General features: G+C 66.3%; 12 protein-coding genes. 9 read left to right on the top strand and 3 right to left on the bottom strand.

Annotated elements, in window-relative coordinates; genetic code table 11:
* Positions 1–6: 6 nt before the first annotated feature.
* From VF329_11070 to rnk, 4 genes are all read left to right on the top strand, one after another.
* Positions 7–699, top strand: a complete 693-nt coding sequence (locus VF329_11070; GenBank protein ID HEX7081545.1) for a c-type cytochrome — start codon at positions 7–9, stop codon at positions 697–699.
* A complete protein-coding gene (locus VF329_11075) occupies positions 699–1130 on the top strand; it encodes a cytochrome c (protein ID HEX7081546.1) in 432 nt (143 codons plus the stop codon). Before VF329_11070 ends, VF329_11075 begins: the two co-directional genes overlap by 1 nt.
* Entirely contained in the window at positions 1127–2197 is a 1071-nt protein-coding gene (locus tag VF329_11080; GenBank protein ID HEX7081547.1) for a multicopper oxidase domain-containing protein, read from the top strand. Before VF329_11075 ends, VF329_11080 begins: the two co-directional genes overlap by 4 nt.
* 317 nt (positions 2198–2514) lie before the next feature.
* Complete coding sequence (gene rnk / locus VF329_11085) at positions 2515–2928, top strand: nucleoside diphosphate kinase regulator (GenBank protein HEX7081548.1); 414 nt, start codon at positions 2515–2517, stop codon at positions 2926–2928.
* 104 nt (positions 2929–3032) lie between these two features.
* Here the strand turns inward: rnk and VF329_11090 are convergent, their stop codons facing one another.
* On the bottom strand, positions 3033–4937 hold the full coding sequence (locus VF329_11090; protein HEX7081549.1) for a hypothetical protein: 1905 nt from the start codon (positions 4935–4937) through the stop codon (positions 3033–3035).
* A gap of 270 nt (positions 4938–5207) precedes the next feature.
* On the opposite strand from VF329_11090, the gene VF329_11095 reads away from it, so the two are divergent.
* The 5 genes from VF329_11095 to VF329_11115 all read left to right on the top strand — a co-directional run bounded on the left by VF329_11095 (position 5208) and on the right by VF329_11115 (position 12179).
* The gene (locus VF329_11095; protein HEX7081550.1) at positions 5208–8165 is read left to right on the top strand and encodes a TonB-dependent receptor; all 2958 of its coding nucleotides are present in this window, start codon (positions 5208–5210) and stop codon (positions 8163–8165) included.
* 44 nt (positions 8166–8209) lie between these two features.
* A complete protein-coding gene (locus tag VF329_11100) occupies positions 8210–8401 on the top strand; it encodes a hypothetical protein (protein HEX7081551.1) in 192 nt (63 codons plus the stop codon).
* A gap of 56 nt (positions 8402–8457) precedes the next feature.
* Positions 8458–8904, top strand: a complete 447-nt coding sequence (locus VF329_11105; GenBank protein HEX7081552.1) for a universal stress protein — start codon at positions 8458–8460, stop codon at positions 8902–8904.
* Positions 8905–9165: 261 nt separating this feature from the next.
* Positions 9166–9483: a helix-turn-helix transcriptional regulator gene (locus VF329_11110; GenBank protein HEX7081553.1), complete on the top strand. Its 318-nt coding sequence runs from the start codon at positions 9166–9168 to the stop codon at positions 9481–9483.
* Positions 9480–12179, top strand: coding sequence for an ADOP family duplicated permease (locus tag VF329_11115; protein HEX7081554.1), 2700 nt, complete (start codon positions 9480–9482; stop codon positions 12177–12179). The genes VF329_11110 and VF329_11115 overlap by 4 nt, the downstream gene beginning before the upstream one ends.
* Before the next feature lie 73 nt (positions 12180–12252).
* Here the strand turns inward: VF329_11115 and VF329_11120 are convergent, their stop codons facing one another.
* On the bottom strand, positions 12253–13473 hold the full coding sequence (locus tag VF329_11120; protein HEX7081555.1) for a PQQ-dependent sugar dehydrogenase: 1221 nt from the start codon (positions 13471–13473) through the stop codon (positions 12253–12255).
* A gap of 79 nt (positions 13474–13552) precedes the next feature.
* Entirely contained in the window at positions 13553–16402 is a 2850-nt protein-coding gene (locus VF329_11125; GenBank protein ID HEX7081556.1) for a TonB-dependent receptor, read from the bottom strand.
* Positions 16403–16720 lie beyond the last annotated feature (318 nt).

A 16720-nucleotide genomic window follows, 5' to 3' on the forward strand; every position in this document is an offset into this window, starting at 1 on the left:
CCGTCCATGAAAGTGATACCGCTCGTCGGCATCGTGGCGGGGCTCGCCCTGTCGCTGCCGATCGCGAACGCGGCCGGCGAGGCCGAGTTCGTCCAACAGAACTGCGCAAGCTGCCACGCGTTGACGCAGCCCGACTACGAGGCACTCGGCGTCGCCGAGCGCGCGGAGCGGAAGGGACCGCCACTCTACTATGCGGGGAACAAGTTCCGCGAGGAGTGGCTGGTCGAGTGGCTGCAGGCGCCGGAGCGCATCCGCCCCGGCGGCGTCTTCGCGCCGGCCCATGCGGTCAGCACGCCGGAAGGCGACGTGATCGATCCGGAGACGCTGATCGAGCATCCGGTTCTCTCGGCCGCGGAGGCCGAAAGCGCCGCGAAGTATCTGATGACGTTGCGTCCGTACGACGACCTCGTCGCCGCGCAGTCGTACGAGCCCGGCCCGATCAACCTGCGAATCGGGCAGATGAACTTCAGCAAGTTCAAGGGTTGCGACAGCTGTCATCGAGATGCGCCCGACTTCGGCGGCGTGTCCGGGCCCGAGCTCTACACCGCGTGGGAGCGCCTGCAGCCGGCTTTCATCGCGTCGTATATCGCCGATCCGACGGCATGGGATCCGCACACGATGATGCCGCGCGGATCGCTCCCGCCCGAGGAAGTGAAGAAGCTGGCCGACTACCTGAAGGCGCTATCGGAGGTCGAGTAATGAGCGAAGAAGTCATGCACCGCTTGCATGGAAAGCGAGGCGCCGAGCGCCGCATGGGAAGCGAGATGAGGCGGCTGCTTCTGGCGCTCGGCGCCGCCGCTCTATCGAGTCTGCCGGGAGTCTCGCTCGCGGACGGCGACGCGGAGCGCGGTCAGGCGCTTTACCGGATCTACTGCACCCAGTGTCACGGACTGCAGGGTAACGGCCGCGGGGTCAACGTCCCGGACATGGCCGTAATGCCGAGAGACCACACCGATCGCGTCGAGATGTCCGCGCGCACGGATGAGGACCTGTTCAAGGCCATCCAGGGCGGCGGCAAGGCCGTCGACAAGTCGGTGCTGATGCCGGCCTGGGGCGGCAATTTCAGCGACGAGAATATCCGCGACCTCGTCGCCTATCTCCGCAAGCTCTGCTGCTCGGAAGCGCAATGAACGCGAAGGAGGCGCTCATGCTGTTACGCCACGTTTTGATCGGCCTGACCCTGCTGGGTTTCTGCGCCGCGGCCCAAGCCGAGCTTCGCAAGTTCGAGATGACGATCGAGGAGGTCGATCTCGAGGTGGCACCGGGCTTTACCGTCAAAGTCTGGGCCTTCAACGGTCAGGTTCCGGGGCCGCTGATCCACGTCAGGCAAGGCGACGAGGTCGAGGTCGTCGTCCACAACCTCACGACGCTCAACCACACCATCCATTGGCACGGCCAGTATCAGACCAATACCTGGCAATCGGACGGCGTGCCGGGTGTCACGCAGAAGGCCATCGAGCCCGGCGAAAGCTACACGTATCATTTCGTTGCCGAGAAGCCGGGCAGCCTCTGGTACCACTGCCACGTCAACGTCGCGGAGCACGTGGGCCTGCGCGGCATGTGGGGGCCGTTCATCGTGGATCCGAAGAACCCGACGAAGCTCGAGCAGGAAGTCACGAAGGACGCGATCGCGATGTTCTCGAGCTGGAGCTCCGCGTCGGCGGATACGTACGGCACCGGCGGTCATCCGGCCGAGGTCATCGACTACTTCTCGATCAACGGCAAGTCACATCCGCTCAATCAGCCGCTGCGCGTCAAGAAGGGCGACGTGCTGCGCTTGCGGCTCTACGCCGTCACGATCCCCGTGTCGTTCCATCCTCACGGGCACGATGCCCTCGTGACGCACAAGGACGGGCTGCCCCTCGAGAACCCTTATCCCGTCGACGTGCTCGCGCTCCAGCCGGGCGAGCGATACGACGTGATCATGCGGATGGAGAACCCGGGCATCTGGATGACGCACGACCACGTCGAGCATCACGTGACGAACAACGGCGCCCATATGGGCGGCTCGATGCTGGTCATCGAGTACGAGGAGATCGAGAAGCCGGATTGGTACATCTGGAAGAACATCGAGTACGAGCCGGACTTCTACATGAGCGAGTCGTTGAAGAAGCCGTACGGCATCCACGACATCGAGGCGTTCAAAGGCATCGATCCGTTCCTCCAGCGTCGTCAGCGCAGCGCAGCCTCTCACTGATCGCTGCGCCGCAGCCCGGCACTGATCGGCGGCCGGATGCGTCGGGGCCGGCAGCCGAGGGTGCGGGGGCGGCCTTCTCGTGGTCGCTGTCGGCGACCCGAGAAGGCCGCGGCCGTGGGTGAAGGTTCGCATCGAAGGCCGCCGTGCATTGCGCTAACGTCTGACGGGGCGGGCGCCGGTCGCGTGGGCGACCGAGCGTCGCCCGCTCGCGGAGGAGGTGAGGCCGCGCTTCGAGAGGGTCCGCGCGACGCTCGGGTACCGGGCGCCTCCTCGAGGATCGTGCGATCGCGCTCGGCATTCCCCGAAGCGAGGCGAACGTGGCCAAGCAATCCAAGGTCGTTCTGACGTCCCGCGATTTCGACCGGCTCGAGAAGCTGCTCGGATCGTTGCCGGCGAATGCGTCGCCGACCAAGGCGGCATTGCTGGCGGAGCTCGAGCGGGCGGAGATCGTCGAGCCGGAAAAGGTGCCGCCCGACGTCGTGACGATGAATTCGACGGTCCGCTTCCAGATCCTCGAGTCGGGCGAGGAGTTTCTGCTGACGCTCGTCTATCCGAAGGACGTCCAGGGGCAGTCGGACCGAATCTCGGTTCTCGCGCCGGTCGGCAGCGCGTTGTTGGGCCTTTCCGTCGGCGACGAGCTCACATGGCCGCGGCCGGGCGGCGGCGTCGCGACCGTGAAGGTCGTCGAGGTGGTCTATCAACCGGAGCGTGCGGGCGACCTCCATCGCTAGGCAGCGACGCTCGCGCCGAGCACAGCGGCCCGCGCCGAGCACGCGGCCCGCGCCGAGCACCGAGGTCCGCGCTCAGCACCGAGGCCGCCGGGGCGCCCGCCCGCCTACTCGGCCAGCAACAGGTGAACGGCGACGTAGCGCGCGTCCACGGTGTTCGCCGCTTCGTCGTAGGTTCCATGGGCCGTGAGCGCCCGAGCCGCGTCGCCCGCGGCGAGCCGCCGCGCAAGCTCATCGATGAAGGTGCCGAAATCGCTGAAGAGCTCGACACGACCGGGCTCCGCGAGACCGAAGAGCGCGCGGCCGCCGTGCGGAGCGACCGTCGGCGGAGCGGGCAAGTCGAGCAGGTCGACCACGCGGCGGCCGACGCGCAGGTGATGCCGCGCACCGATGCTCGGGTTCGCGAGGTCGAGCACCAGCCCGGTCGGCTCGAGCGCGAGGAACGGCGCCACGGTGCCGGCGTCGCCCCAACCGATGCCGAGCGACGCCGGCAGGTTGCGATGATCGACGACCGTGCGCCCTTCGAAGTCGGGCGGCGCCGCGCCGAACGGCGTGACGAAGCCGAGCACGCTCGCCGCTTCGCCCGGCGCGAGCGCGCCGAGCGAGAGCGCGCCGGTCGCCACCTCGTAGTCGCTCGGATCCGCATCCACGGCCGGCGCCGCGCCCGTGCCGGTGAAATCGAAGAGCTCGGCCGGCAGCCGGTCGATCGCCCGAAGCTCGAGATCGAGCTGGCCGTTCGTCACCGCGGCGACGGTGCCGTGAAGCCGCGTGACGAGCATGCGGATCCGGCCTTGCGTCGCGTCGAGCGCCGGCGCGGCATCGGGCGCTTCGGGATCAGCAGGCGGCGCGAGCTCGCCGAAGGCGACGATCCGCTGTCCGACCGAAAGGGCATCGTCGCCGAGAGCCTGTGCCGGATCGCCGATCTTGAACACGCGCGTGTCCGGCCCGACGTCGACCAGCACGGTGCGGCGGAAGCGTGCGCCGCCGTCGCGATCGACGACGAACGCGCCCTTGACCGTGAGCAGATCGCCGCGGCGCGCGGCCACATGGCCGTAGACGGCATCGACGCCGGCTCCTCCCACGCTCTCTCGTGCATGAACGATCTCGGCCGTGAATTCGCGATCCTGCACGTCCAGCGTGCCGAACGCGACCGTGAGCGTGCCCGGATCGAGCTCCGCGAGCGCTTCCAAGCCTTCCTCGCCGACGTACGCGGCGTCGCCGATCTCGAACGTCGTCGCCGCGGTGGTGTGCACGGTCACTCGGCCTTGGTCGCCGTCGCGCCGGTGCCACGGACGGATCGCAATGGTGTACTCGCCGGCATCCTCGTCGACGTCGACGAGCGCGCCGCGAACGCGCAGCTCCTTCTCGACGACCGGTGAGACCTCCGCGACGATGTAGGGCTCCGCGGTCACGACCGGCGGGCTCTGCATCGTGTCGACCTCGTGGGAGGCCGCGAGATCGAAATCGAGCGTGAGGAACGCGGCGCGACCGCGGGTGACGACGAGCCGGTCTCGATCGGGGAGGCGGATCTCGAGCTCCGTCACGCCGAGCGGTTCGCCGTTCGTATCGACCACCGTCGCCTGCACGGTCTCGCCTCCGGCCTCGACGAAGACTTCGGCGTTCGCATAGTCGAGGCGAATCGTGCCGCCGACGAGCTCCCCCGGCGCCAGCGTGACGGCGGACAGCAGGTCGGACAGGTCGACCAGCTGCGCGAAATCGATTCTCGTCGTGCTCGGGAGCACCTCGACCGTTGCGCCGTCGCTGCGATGCAGCGTGATCGAGAGCACGTCGACCGAGTAGCTCGCGAAGTCGCCGTCCGCATCGGTCAAGGCGACGAGCAGCGTGCCGCATTCCGCGGCCGTCGCCGCGTCGGCCGGATCGCACGGTGCCGGCGGGTCGGCGGTCGCGGACGAGCCTCCCGAGCCGCTGCACCCGCCGAGCGCGAGCGCCAAAGATATCGTGCCGATTTTCGCGGCGGCGCGTAAGACGCGCGTGAACGTCGACGACTGCATGGTTTCCCTCGCAAATGGTGACTGGGGAATCAGAACGCGCGACGGGGCGATAGGTTGACGCAGGGCGATCGGCGCCGCGATGTCCGAGCGCGAGCCGAAACGCGAGCCGCTCGGACCGATCCCGGCCGTTTCCGGCGCTCTTCACGGTTGCCGCCGAGGGTAGGGCGGCGAGCAGCCCGAGCGAGTTGCTAGCGGCATGCCGCCGCTATAGGCTCTAACTTCTCTAACAATGAGACGATCGCCGGTACCGTAGGGTACGGAGGGGGAACCATGAAAGTCTTCGATCGACGCGCTTGTGCCGCCGCTGTTTCGCTGGCACTCACCGGTATCGTCAGCGCGCAAGAGCCCACTGTCGACGAGGTGACCGTCACGGGCTCGCGTATCCGTGCCACCGGCTTCTCCACGCCGACACCGGTCACGGCAGTGACCTCGGCCGAGCTCGACTTCATGGCCCCGGGAAACCTCATCGAGTCGGTCACGCAGTTGCCGATCTTCTTCAACAACACGACTCAGGACAATCCGGGCAACTTTTTCAGCAGCCCGGGCTCCGGCAGCCTCAACATCCGCGGGCTCAATACCAACCGCACGTTGACTCTGCTGAACGGCCGGCGCATGACGCCGTCGAATCGCATCGGCGCCGTCGACATCAATTCGTTCCCGGAAGTGCTGGTCGAGCGCGTCGAGGTCATCACGGGCGGCGCGTCCGCCGCTTACGGCACCGACGCGGTCGCCGGCGTCGCGAACTTCATTCTCGACACGGATTTCGACGGCGTGACGACGCACGCACAGGCGGGCAACAGCTCCGCGAACAGCCGCGGCACGTGGGAAGTGGGCGTCGCCGTCGGCACGCCGATCGGCGAGCACGGCCACATCATCGCGTCAGCCGAGGCGTATGCGCAGGACGGCGTACACGGCTACGACCGCCAGAGCTGGTACGAAGCTTGGGGCCAGGTGCGCGACACGTCGACGCCCGACTCGCGGTTGGATCTCGTCGTCCCGAACGTCGTCTCGACGCAAGGCTCGCAGAACGGCATCATCAGCGCGCCGGGATCGGCGCTCGACAACTGGGAGTTTCGCCCGGACGGGACGGCCGGGCCGTTCGTCTTCGGCAGCCCGGCCGGCGGGGGCGCACATTCGATCACGAACGGCGGCAGCGGAACGCCGAACGGCACCGAATACGCGACGCTTTCCCCGAAAGCCGATCGAAACAACCTTTTCCTCTACTACGACCACGACATCGGCGAGCGCACGAACGTCTACGTGCAGCTGACCCACGGCCAGAACACGAGCGAGAGCCACAACCTCGGCGGCGTATTCACCGGCGCCTCGAACGGCTTGACGATCTACAGCGGCAACGCGTTCCTGCCCGAGAACGTGCAGGCGATCATGGATGCCGAGGACCTCGAGTCGTTTTCCTTTCAGCGATTCGGAAGCCTGGAAGATGTCGCGGCAGGCGCGGCGCAAGAAACCCGAAACACGAACAATGCGCTCACGCTGGGCTTCTCGAAGGACCTCACGGCCGACGGCATGCTGGACGGCTGGCAACTGCGCGGCTACGTGCAGGTCGGCAGAGCCGAGCACCGCGGCTTTCACAAGCACGGCATCCGGATCGACCGCCTCCCGGCGGCGATCGACGCGGTCGTGGATCCGGACACGGGCGAGATCGTCTGCTACGCGGCCCTGCAGGACCCGGAGAACTGGAGCGACTGCGTGCCCCTGAATCTGTTCGGCGCCGGCAACGCGTCGCAGGAAGCCATCGACTACGTGACCGGCTTGGACGCGGGAACGGTGGTCACGAACGCGCCGGTGTATTTCTCGGACTCCGGCTATGCGAAGGGCAGAACGATCAGCTACGTCTCGGGCGAGGACAAGATCACGCAGACCGATTACGACCAGGACATCATCGAATTCTCGCTCGACGGTCAGCTCGCCGAAGGGTGGGCCGGGCCGATCTCGGCCGGCTTCGGCGTGCATTACCGTGAAGAGAGCATTTTGCAGCTGGCGATAGATCACACGAATCCGAGCGGCGATTTCGCATCGCGGCCGGCGAAGTTCGACCCGGCCATCGTGCGCGGCGTGGGTACGGGCATGAGCGAGCGCACGACGGCCATCCAGTTCGCGTCCGTGCCGAATCTCGACGGCGGCTACGACGTGCGAGAGGCGTTTGCCGAGTTCCTGATCCCGCTCGTCGCCGAGCGCACGGCCTTCGAGAGCCTCGCTGCATCGCTCGCCTGGCGCTGGGCCGACTACAAGGGCAGCGGCTCGATCGTCGCTTGGAAGGGCGGCCTCGATTGGCAAGTCAACGACGTCTTGCGCGTGCGCACGACCGTCTCGCGCGACGTGCGGGCGGCGACGCTCGCGGAGCGGTTGGACCGCACGGGCGGCATCGCCAACATCGAGGACAGGGCCTTCGGCCCCGGCGCACGCTTCGACACGAGCCTCGCCTCGGGCGGCAATCCGAACTTGAAGCCCGAGGAGGCGGACACGCGCACCGTGGGGCTCGTGATCGAGCCGACCGCCTTGCCCGGATTTCAGGCGTCCGTCGACTGGTACGAGATCGACATCAGCGGCGCGGTCGGTCAGCTCGGCATTCAGGCGCTCGTGGACGAGTGCTTCGATTTTCCGGGCAGCGACACGTGCAATTTGGTGCATCGCGACCCGAACACGAACGTGATCGTCCTCGTCGAGAACGTGTTCGTGAACATCAACGCGGCCCGGGCGAGCGGCATCGATCTCGAGCTCGCCTATCGAGCCAACATCGGTCCGGGGACGCTGGGATGGCGTTTCCTCGGCTCGCGGCTCAACGAGAACTCGATCACCAACTTCGGCGCGGCAAAGGTCGACTTCGCGGGGGACGTCGGCACGCAGGAGTTCCCGGAGCTCAAGTACACGACGAACTTCACGTGGAACCAGGGGCCGTTCTCGGCCTTCATACAGGCGCGCTACATCGGCTCCGGCGTCTTCGATGCGCGCGACATCGAGGGCGTGACCATCAGCGACAACAGCGTAGAGTCCGTCCTTTACACGGACGCCCGCGTGTCGTTCGGCAGGGAGCGGCCCAACGGCAGCCGCTGGGAGATCTTCGGCAGCGTCACGAACCTGTTCGACGAGGATCCGCCGATCGTGCCCAATTTCAGCAGCTTCACGGGCCAAGCGAGCCAGGTGAACCCGAGCATCCACGACATCCTCGGCAGGCGGTACACGATCGGGTTCCGGTACGATTTGTAAACGCCACAATAGGCTTACGGACTGTCCGTCCGGGGAGAGCCGCCATGTTCCGTACGGCATCGCTCCTCGCCCTCGTGCCGGTCATCCTCACCGGCGCCGCCCGCGCGCATCACAGCCAGGTCAGCTTGTTCGACTCGTCCCGCACGATCGAGATCACCGGCGCGTCCTCTGGGCGGAGCTCGTCGTCGTGCCGGACCGACGGATGGGCTGCCCCAGCGGCGGAAGGCGCCTGTTAGCATGGAGCGTGTGAGCGCGTCGGCGCCGCGCACCCCGCCGAAAAGGAGGTCGGAATATGTACCACTCGATACTCGTGCCGATCGACGGCTCCGCACAGTCCCGCAAAGCGCTCGAGGTGGCCGTCGATCTGATCGACTCCGATCGCGGCTTGCTTTATGCGCTCAACGTCCAGGAGCCGCCGCTCGCCGAAGACACCCTCGGACGGGCGACCGGGGCGCCGGCCCGCAATGCCGATCGAGTCGTGCAATCGTCGGGGCAGGTGGTGCTCGATTCCGTCCGCGCCGAGGCAGGGCTCGACGCTGAACGCGTGCAAACGCTCGTGCGCGCGGGGCGGCCCGCCTCGGTCATCGTCTCGGAAGCAGAGCGTTTGGGCGTCGACGCGATCGTCATCGGCAGCCGTGGCACGAGCGACATCGGCAGTCTGATCATGGGCAGCGTGTCCCATCGCGTGCTGCACTCGGCGCCGTGCAGCGTGATCGTCGTAGCGGACAGGACGCCGTAGCTTCGGTGTTGGGCCGGCTTCCCTGTCCCGTTCTTCTCCCAAACGATCTCGGACTTCGAAACCAAGCTCGGCCCACGATGCCGAGCTCTCAAACGCTTCCAACCGCGTCTACGACGTTTTTCGCCGGCCCTATCTCGACCGCCGGTCCAAGAAGCTTGACTCGACACTGCGCTATGCATATATATGCGCTAGGCATATAGTATCGGCCGGATTTGCATGGACCGTGACCGCAGAAGGGACAGCCGGACGTCGCTACGCCCCGTGGAGTTTCACATCCTCCTGAGCCTGGCCGGCGGAGAGCGCCACGGCTACGGCATCCTGCAGGACGCGCGGGAACGTGGCGAGGAGGCGGCGATGCCCGATGTGGGAACCCTCTATCGCGCGCTGGCGCGGATGGTCGAACTGGGATGGATCGAAGCGGCGGGCCGGCGGTCGGCGCCCGACGCGGGTGAGGAGCGCCGCAACTACTATCGCATCACGAAGGCGGGGCTCCAAGTTGCCAAAGCGGAAGCGCGGCGGCTGGAGGCCCTGACGCGGGCGGCACGGCTCGGCGGCCTGCTCGAGGGGGTGGCGAAGTGAGACGCGATCGTTTGCTGCATGTCTCCGACGCCTGGTTCCGCCTGCTGCTCCGGCTCTACCCGCCCGACTTCCGCGACGAGATGGGTGAGGCGCTGGTGGAGACCTACCGGGACCGGGCAAGCGAAGCGTTGGATCACGGCAGTGCTGCCGCCAGTCGGCTCCGGCTGGCCGGTGTGTGGCTCGCGGCGCTCTGGGATTCGCTGCGGAACGGCCCGGGCGAACGATTGCATCCGGCCGTGTCCTGGAGACGCGGCGGCGACTGGGGCCGGGACCTGGAGCGCGTGGGCCGCCGATTCCGTCGTTCGCCGGTCTTCGTCGCGGCGACGCTGGGAACTCTGACGGTCGGGCTGGGAGCGTTCGCGGTGGTGTACACCGCCGTCGATAAGGTTCTGATCGAGCCCTTGCCCTACAGCAATCCGGATGACCTGTACTTCGTCTGGCGCGATGACACGGCGTATTCCGACGGGGACCGGAACGGGCTCAGTGGACCCGACATCGTCGAACTGCAGCAGGCCGGTGGCGTCATTGAAGACGCGGCCGCCCTGCGGGTCGAGCTGCGAACGCTTTCCGCCAGTGGCGAGACGAACCCGCCCGACCTGACGACGATGCTCGTTTCGCCGAACCTGTTCGACCTGCTGGGCGTAGCCCCGGCTCTCGGTCGTGGTTTTGCGCCCGAGGAAGCCGGCCCCGACCGTCCACCGGTGATCGTGTTGAATGATGCCCTGTGGAGACGACTGGGCGGCGACCCCGCGATCATCGGCGCGGAAGTCGAATTGAGTGAAGAGCGCTATACCGTCGTCGGCGTCATGCCGCCCGACTTCCGGTTGGCCGGGCAGGCGTGGTGGGCCGCGTCGCCCCGTAGAGCGGACCTGTATGTTCCGTTCGACTTCGATCTCGCGGACGAGGATCCGGGCGACGGAGACTTCACTGGATTGATACGCGCCCGCCGGGGCAGCTCGCCCGAGGCGGTGGCCGCGGCCGTGGACGGCGTCGGCCGTCTCCTCGACGAACGCCACAATCAAAGCCGCGGTCGCCGCTATTATCCGACCGGACTCCAGGCGGACCTGGTCGCCCCCATCCGGCCAGCCCTGATCGCCTTGGGCTTCGCCGGCGTGTTCCTGCTGCTCGTGCTGGCGGTGAATCTCGCGTCGCTACTGCTGGCGCGTGCGGCCGATCGCGAGCGGGAATTTGCCGTGTCCCGCGCGCTCGGTGCGAACGGCCTCGCCGTCGTGCGTGCGATCGTGCTCGAGGGCGGCCTGCTGGGTCTCTTTGGCGGCCTGCTGGGCGCGGCGGCGGGAATCTGGGGCACACGCCTGATCGTCGCCGTGGCGCCGCTCGACCTGCCGCGCCGCGAGGAGATCGTCCTGGACTGGGGCACCGGCGCCGTTGTCGTTGCCGTGGGCGTGCTCCTGGGCCTCTCGGCGGCCGCTGCGCCTGCGGCGTGGGCATCGCGGGCGTCTCTGACGTCGTTGCTGGGGAGAAGCGCGGTGCGTGGGGGCGGCCGTTCGTCCCGCTTGCGCGGCGGCCTGATCGTGGCGCAGGTCGCATTGTCTCTGGTGCTGCTCAGTGCCGGGGGCCTCGTGGTGCGCAACTTCGAACGGCTGCTCGCCGTGGACCCCGGCTTTCGATCCGAAGGCGTCCTCACTTTCCACCTGACCATGGCGCCCCGGCTCTTTACTGAACCTGCCGATGCGTTCGCCTTCCAGGATCGGGTCGAGGCCTCGCTTCGTGCTCTGCCGGGCGTCACGGGCGTCAGCGCTACGTCCGCGCTACCGCTCGGAAGCTCGGCATCGTTGGCCGAAATCTCGATTCCCGGCGCGCCGGGAAATACCGGCGATGCCGAACGGGATTCAACGCTGGTCAATACGATACTCATACGCGCGGGGTACGTCGAAGCCATGGGGATGCGGCTTCTGGACGGCCGAACGTTCGGCGAGACGCGTCGAGACGATGTGCGCGAAGCACTCATCGATCGCCGTCTGGCCGAACGGTTTTTTCCGACGGGCAGCCCGCTCGGTGCGACGATCCCGTTCGGACGAGCCGGTGGATCACTGACGGTCGTCGGCGTCGTGGAGCAGGCCCGGCTGGACGATATCCATCAGGACGGCCGACCGCAGCTCTTCATCCGGTCCGAAGACTGGGGGCCATTTGGTCAACCGTATTTCGTCGTGGTCCGTACAGAGAGAGAACCGCAGTCACTGATCCCGGAAGTGAGAGCTGCGATCGGACGGATCGACTCGCGAGTCCCGTTGTCACAGATGCGGACGATGGACGAGATCGTCGCCGACGCGCGCAGCCGGGAGCGCCTCAGCGCCGTCTTGATCGCCGGGTTTGCACTCGGCGCCCTGCTTCTGGTCGCGATGGGTCTGTTCGGCGTGGTGTCGCGGTCCGTGACCCGGCGCCGCGGCGAGCTCGCCGTCCGATGCGCGCTCGGCGCCACCCCCGGCCGTGTCTTGCGGCTCGTGTTGGGCGAAGGTGCGCGGCTGATCGTCCTCGGTCTCGTGATCGGCATTCCCGGAATCTACCTGTCCGGCCGGGCGATCCGGGGCATTCTCGTCGAGGTGTCGCCGTACGACGGGCCCACGCTCGTTGCCGTCGGGATCGGTCTGGTTGCCGTAGCGCTTCTCGTCTGCTACCTGGCGGCGCGACGTGTGACGGCGATCGAGCCCTCGGCGCTGCTTAGGGAGGAAGGCTGACGGGCGCAAGGGCCCCTCTCCCAACCCACACCGATCGGGGACGTTTCTCGGCCGGCGCTTGACGGAATGTCGGCTACTTCGGCGTAACGCGATACATCCCGCCCGGATTGGCGTCCTCGAGCAGCCATACCGCCCCGTCCGGCGCGACGGCGACGTCGCGAATCCGATGACCCACGTCCCAGCGCTCCGCGGGCGCGGCGCCGCCCTTTCCGTCGAACGTCACGCGGTTGAGCGTTTGACTGCCCAGTCCGCCGATGAGCGCCGAGCCGCGCCACTCGGGAAACAAGTTGCCCGTGTAGAAAGCGAGGTTGCCCGGCGCGATGACGGGCGCCCAATAGATGACCGGCTTCGCAAGATCCGGCCGCGAATCCGGGCTCGGGATCGGCACGCCGTTGTAGTTGCGGCCGTATGAGACGAGCGGCCAGCCGTAGTTCTTGCCGGGCTTGATGAGGTTCAGCTCGTCGCCGCCGCGCGGGCCGTGCTCGACTTCCCAAAGCCGGCCGTCGGGCGCGAACGCAAGACCGTAGGGCGTGCGGTGCCCGCTGGTCCAGATTTCCGCCGGGGCGAGGTTCGGCGACGGAAACGTGTAGGTGCTGACCACGGGGGCGGTCTTTGCCGCTTCCGTATCCCTCGGGGGCTCGATCAGCGTGACGCTCGCGGCGCCCGTCTTGCCTTCGCCCGGATTGCCCGGCGCGGGCTTGCCGTCGAGCGTGAGGTGCAGGATCTTGCCGAGCGCTTGATCGGGATCCTGAGCGGGCGTCATGCGCTGGCGCTCGCCGACCGTCAAAAACAGACTTTCGCCGTCGGGCGAAAACGCGATCTGACCGCCGAATTGACCGCCCCTGCCTTTCGGCATTTGGCGCCAAAGCACCTGCAACCCTTCGAGGCTCGCGGCGTCATCGGTCAGCGAGAGCCGGGCGCGCGCGAGCGCGAGGCTCGAGCCGCCGTCTCCGGGCTCCGCGTAGGTCAAGTAGATGGAGTGATCGGTCGCATAGTGCGGCGATGTGAAGACGCCGAGCATGCCGCCCTGTCCCTGATAGAGGACGGCCGGCACGTTCGTCACCGGCGTCTTCTCGCCCTCCTGGGTGACGAGCCAGAGCGGGCCCACCTTCTCGGTAACGAGCATCCGTCCATCGGGCAGGAACGCGATGCGCCACGGCAGATTGAACGTCGCGACCTGTGTCATCGTAAACGGCAGGCTCGGCTCGGGCTTCTGCTCGCCGGCATTGATCTGCGCGTGCGCCGAAGACCAGGCGAGCATCGAAAGAAAGGCCGCGCACGAAAGAGTCTTCATTCTTGGTGTTCCTCTGCTCTTGTGCTCGAATCCGGAGTAGACAAAGGTATTCGATCGCGGGGCGGCGCGCCACTCCGAGTCAAAATGAAAGGTTCACTCCGACATCGAAGAACCGGCCCAGCGTGTCGTACAGACTTTGATTGAATTCGTTCGTCCCCGTACGCCCGACGCCGCCAGGCGTCGGCACGGGCTCCCTGTTGAACAGGTTGCTTATTTGCGCAAACGCTTGCCAATTTCCGCCGCCCGCAAAGGATCCCGAATAAGAAAAATGAAGATCGGTGTAGAAAATGGAAGGAACGCTGTTGTCGTCGATGTCGACACCTTCCACGTAGAAGCGATTCAACACGCCTCCATCGATCCAGCGCCCCTGCAAGAATACGTCGACCGGGCCGACACCATAGCCGAGATGTGCCGTGAACTTCCTTTTCGGCAAGGCCATGCCGCCGACTTCTCCCGCTCGATCGTCTCGCGGCGCGCCGGGGCTCTTGATGGAATTCTCGTCGAGCCAGCTGCCCAGGAAGCGTGTCGACAAGGTTCCGGCCGCTCCGAACCAATCGACATCCCTCCGATACGTCATCTCGACGTCGACGCCTTTGACTCGGTTGTCATCCAGATTGGTGTAGAGCTGCGCAATGCTGACGATGCGCTGAGTGTCCGGGTCTCGCGTGATGAGCTCGCAGAGATCCCTCGCCCCTTGGAAGCACAAGTCGACGAGATCCTGAGCCGACGGCTCGGCAATGGCGCCGTGCACGTCGATGTCGTACCAGTCGACGGAGATCCCGAGCCCCGGCACGGAGGGCGGTTGAAACACCGCACCCAGCGTAAACGTATCGGCCTCTTCCGGTCTCAAGCTCGGATTACCGCCGACACGCACCTGCGTGGAGTAGCGGATGCCGCCGAGCTCGGGATCTTCCACCGAAGCTCCCCCTCCCGTTTGCTCGAAAAGCTCGTGAAGAGTCGGCGCCCGAACGTCGCGCGATCGCGTACCTCGAATCCGCAACGCGTCGGTCACTTGCCAGTTGAGCCCATACTTCCAGGCCCAGATACCGCCGCTCGCACTGTAATCCGCCCAGCGCGCGGCGACGTTCAAGCCGAGCTGTTGCGCCAGCGGCCGGCCCGACAAGAGCGGAATGTCGAGCTCACTGAACAGCTCCGAGACGTGTGAGGTGCCTTCCGCCGAGGCAGTTTCGTTTTGTATCGACGCGGTAAACAGATTCACGCTCAGGCTGTTGTTGCCCAAATACCCGGGCGGCACGCTTCCCGGCCGCACGCCCGGCATGCCGTTGGGCTGATCTTCGGGGACGAGGCCGCGCAAGTGCGTGTTTTCACCATTGAGGTATACGAACTCGTCTCTGAGGTCCGGCACCCAGGACCTCATGCTGTCTTCGCGGTATGACGCGCCGGCGGCCATCGATATCGGGCCCGCTCCCCAGCCTTGCGCGATAGTCCCATCCAGAACGAGCTCCGCAACCGTCTGATCGATGAAGTTGAGGATCGACATCGGCCTCGGATTCAGAATGTACTCGGCGGCTTCCGGCGAGAGGTTTTGCACGCCGCCGAAAAGATTGATCGGCACGCAATCCCCGAACGTCTCGGGATTCACCTGTGCCGCGCGGCACTCGATGGCTCCCGTGGCGGGATTCCTGACGGCGTCCAAGCCCAAGAACAGCGTGTCCACGCGGGTGGGGTTATGGAGGATGTTTTCCTCGTCGTTCTTCCCGTACTGGACGTACCCCCGCGCTCCCCAGTTGTCTCCAAGCTCCGCATCGAACCCGAAGGTTCCCGATCGGGATGCCTGGGTCGTCTTCACGGTGTAGGTACCGAGCGGTGTGTTCGAGTTGTTCCGGCCGAACAACCCGAAGCCGAAGGACTCCAGCCCTTCCTGGTCCATGATGGCCTGGACCTCGCTCGGCAAGAATGGATTGCCGGAGAAGATCGTGGCCTGCCACGGCCCGGAGAGCGTGATGCCGACCCACGGGGCCCGTGTGTAGCTGTCCGACGCCATCGCCTGGAAATAGACGCTGATCTTGTCGGACAAGTCGTAATCGAGATAGGTAAACAGGTTCTCTCGTTGGTTCTCGTCGAGAAGCCAATCGTCCTGGTCGACGCCATAGGTCTGACTCGGCTCCGCCTGACAATTGCAGCCTCCGTCGAGATCACCGACGCCGCTGAACTCGAGCGGCCGGACGGAAACGCCTTGATCCGTGTTGACGAACTCCATCTTGTTCAACGCCGAGCCCGGAGCGTTGATGATGCCCGTGTAGGAGAAATTCGTGGGGCGCACGAACGGCCTGATGATCAGCGAGGGTCCGTTAGGGTCCGGGTTCGTGACGCGCGCCCATTGCTTGAAGAAGCCGCGTCGCTTCAGAGCCTCCAGGCCGCCTATGCCGTCTTGGTGGTAATAATCGCCGGCGACCTGGAAGTGCAGGCGCTCTCCGATATCGGTGCCGAACGCGAGCGTCGCCCCGCGGCTCTCTCCGTCCGAAAACGTCGTGCGGCCCGTTTTCACGCGGGCCTCGAGCCCGTCGAAATTCGTGTCGAGCAGGAAGTTGACCACGCCGGCCACGGCGTCCGTTCCATACGCCGCCGACGCACCTCCGGTCACCGTCTCCACGCGCTGGATGAACGGCTCCGGGAGGTCGCTCGTATTGGCGACGCCCTGACGATTCGTCGGCGCCACGCGGCGGCCGTCGAGAAGCACGAGGGTACGATTGAGACCGGCGCCTCTGAGATTGAGCGCGCCGCCGACCCCTTCTATCCACCATCTTGTCGTCTGCGGCGTCAGGTTACCGGAGAATTGCGGCAACTGGCTCAGGGCATTGATCATTTGCCCCGGCGCCATGTTTTGCAGCTCCGTGCTCGTGACCGCCGTCACGGGCGTCGGCGTGACCATACCCGTGCGCTGGATTCGCGAACCCGTAACGAGCACTTCTTCGACCGCTTGCCCGACTGCGTCTTGTGCGTGCGCGCAGGTGAGCGCCCCGGTACCGCACGCCAACAAGGCAACGGCGGCGATTGGGCGGCGATTGCCGTGGCTCTTTCCGACATTGCTATTGCTCTGCAACATCTTTTTTCCCCCGCTATCGACTACCCCCCCTGTCGACCCAACATACGGTCGCTTCCGTCATGAGTCCAGCCATTCGCGGCGCGCTGAGCGACTCGCACGCGGCGCGCTCGATGGATCATGCGGCGAGCGGGCGAAGCAGAGGCGAAAGCCTCTGTCGAGCAAAGCGCGAGGATACGAAAC

The organism is Gammaproteobacteria bacterium (assembly GCA_036381015.1).
Lineage (GTDB): Bacteria > Pseudomonadota > Gammaproteobacteria > Steroidobacterales > Rariloculaceae > ZC4RG20.

Bases quoted from the DNA above. Each gene is read 5' to 3' on its own strand.
- VF329_11070 (HEX7081545.1), top strand. From the start codon at position 7: ATGAAAGTGATACCGCTCGTCGGCATCGTGGCGGGGCTCGCCCTGTCG.
- VF329_11075 (HEX7081546.1), top strand. From the start codon at position 699: ATGAGCGAAGAAGTCATGCACCGCTTGCATGGAAAGCGAGGCGCCGAG.
- VF329_11080 (HEX7081547.1), top strand. From the start codon at position 1,127: ATGAACGCGAAGGAGGCGCTCATGCTGTTACGCCACGTTTTGATCGGC.
- VF329_11090 (HEX7081549.1), bottom strand. From the start codon at position 4,937: ATGCAGTCGTCGACGTTCACGCGCGTCTTACGCGCCGCCGCGAAAATC.
- VF329_11095 (HEX7081550.1), top strand. From the start codon at position 5,208: ATGAAAGTCTTCGATCGACGCGCTTGTGCCGCCGCTGTTTCGCTGGCA.
- VF329_11100 (HEX7081551.1), top strand. From the start codon at position 8,210: ATGTTCCGTACGGCATCGCTCCTCGCCCTCGTGCCGGTCATCCTCACC.
- VF329_11105 (HEX7081552.1), top strand. From the start codon at position 8,458: ATGTACCACTCGATACTCGTGCCGATCGACGGCTCCGCACAGTCCCGC.
- VF329_11120 (HEX7081555.1), bottom strand. From the start codon at position 13,473: ATGAAGACTCTTTCGTGCGCGGCCTTTCTTTCGATGCTCGCCTGGTCT.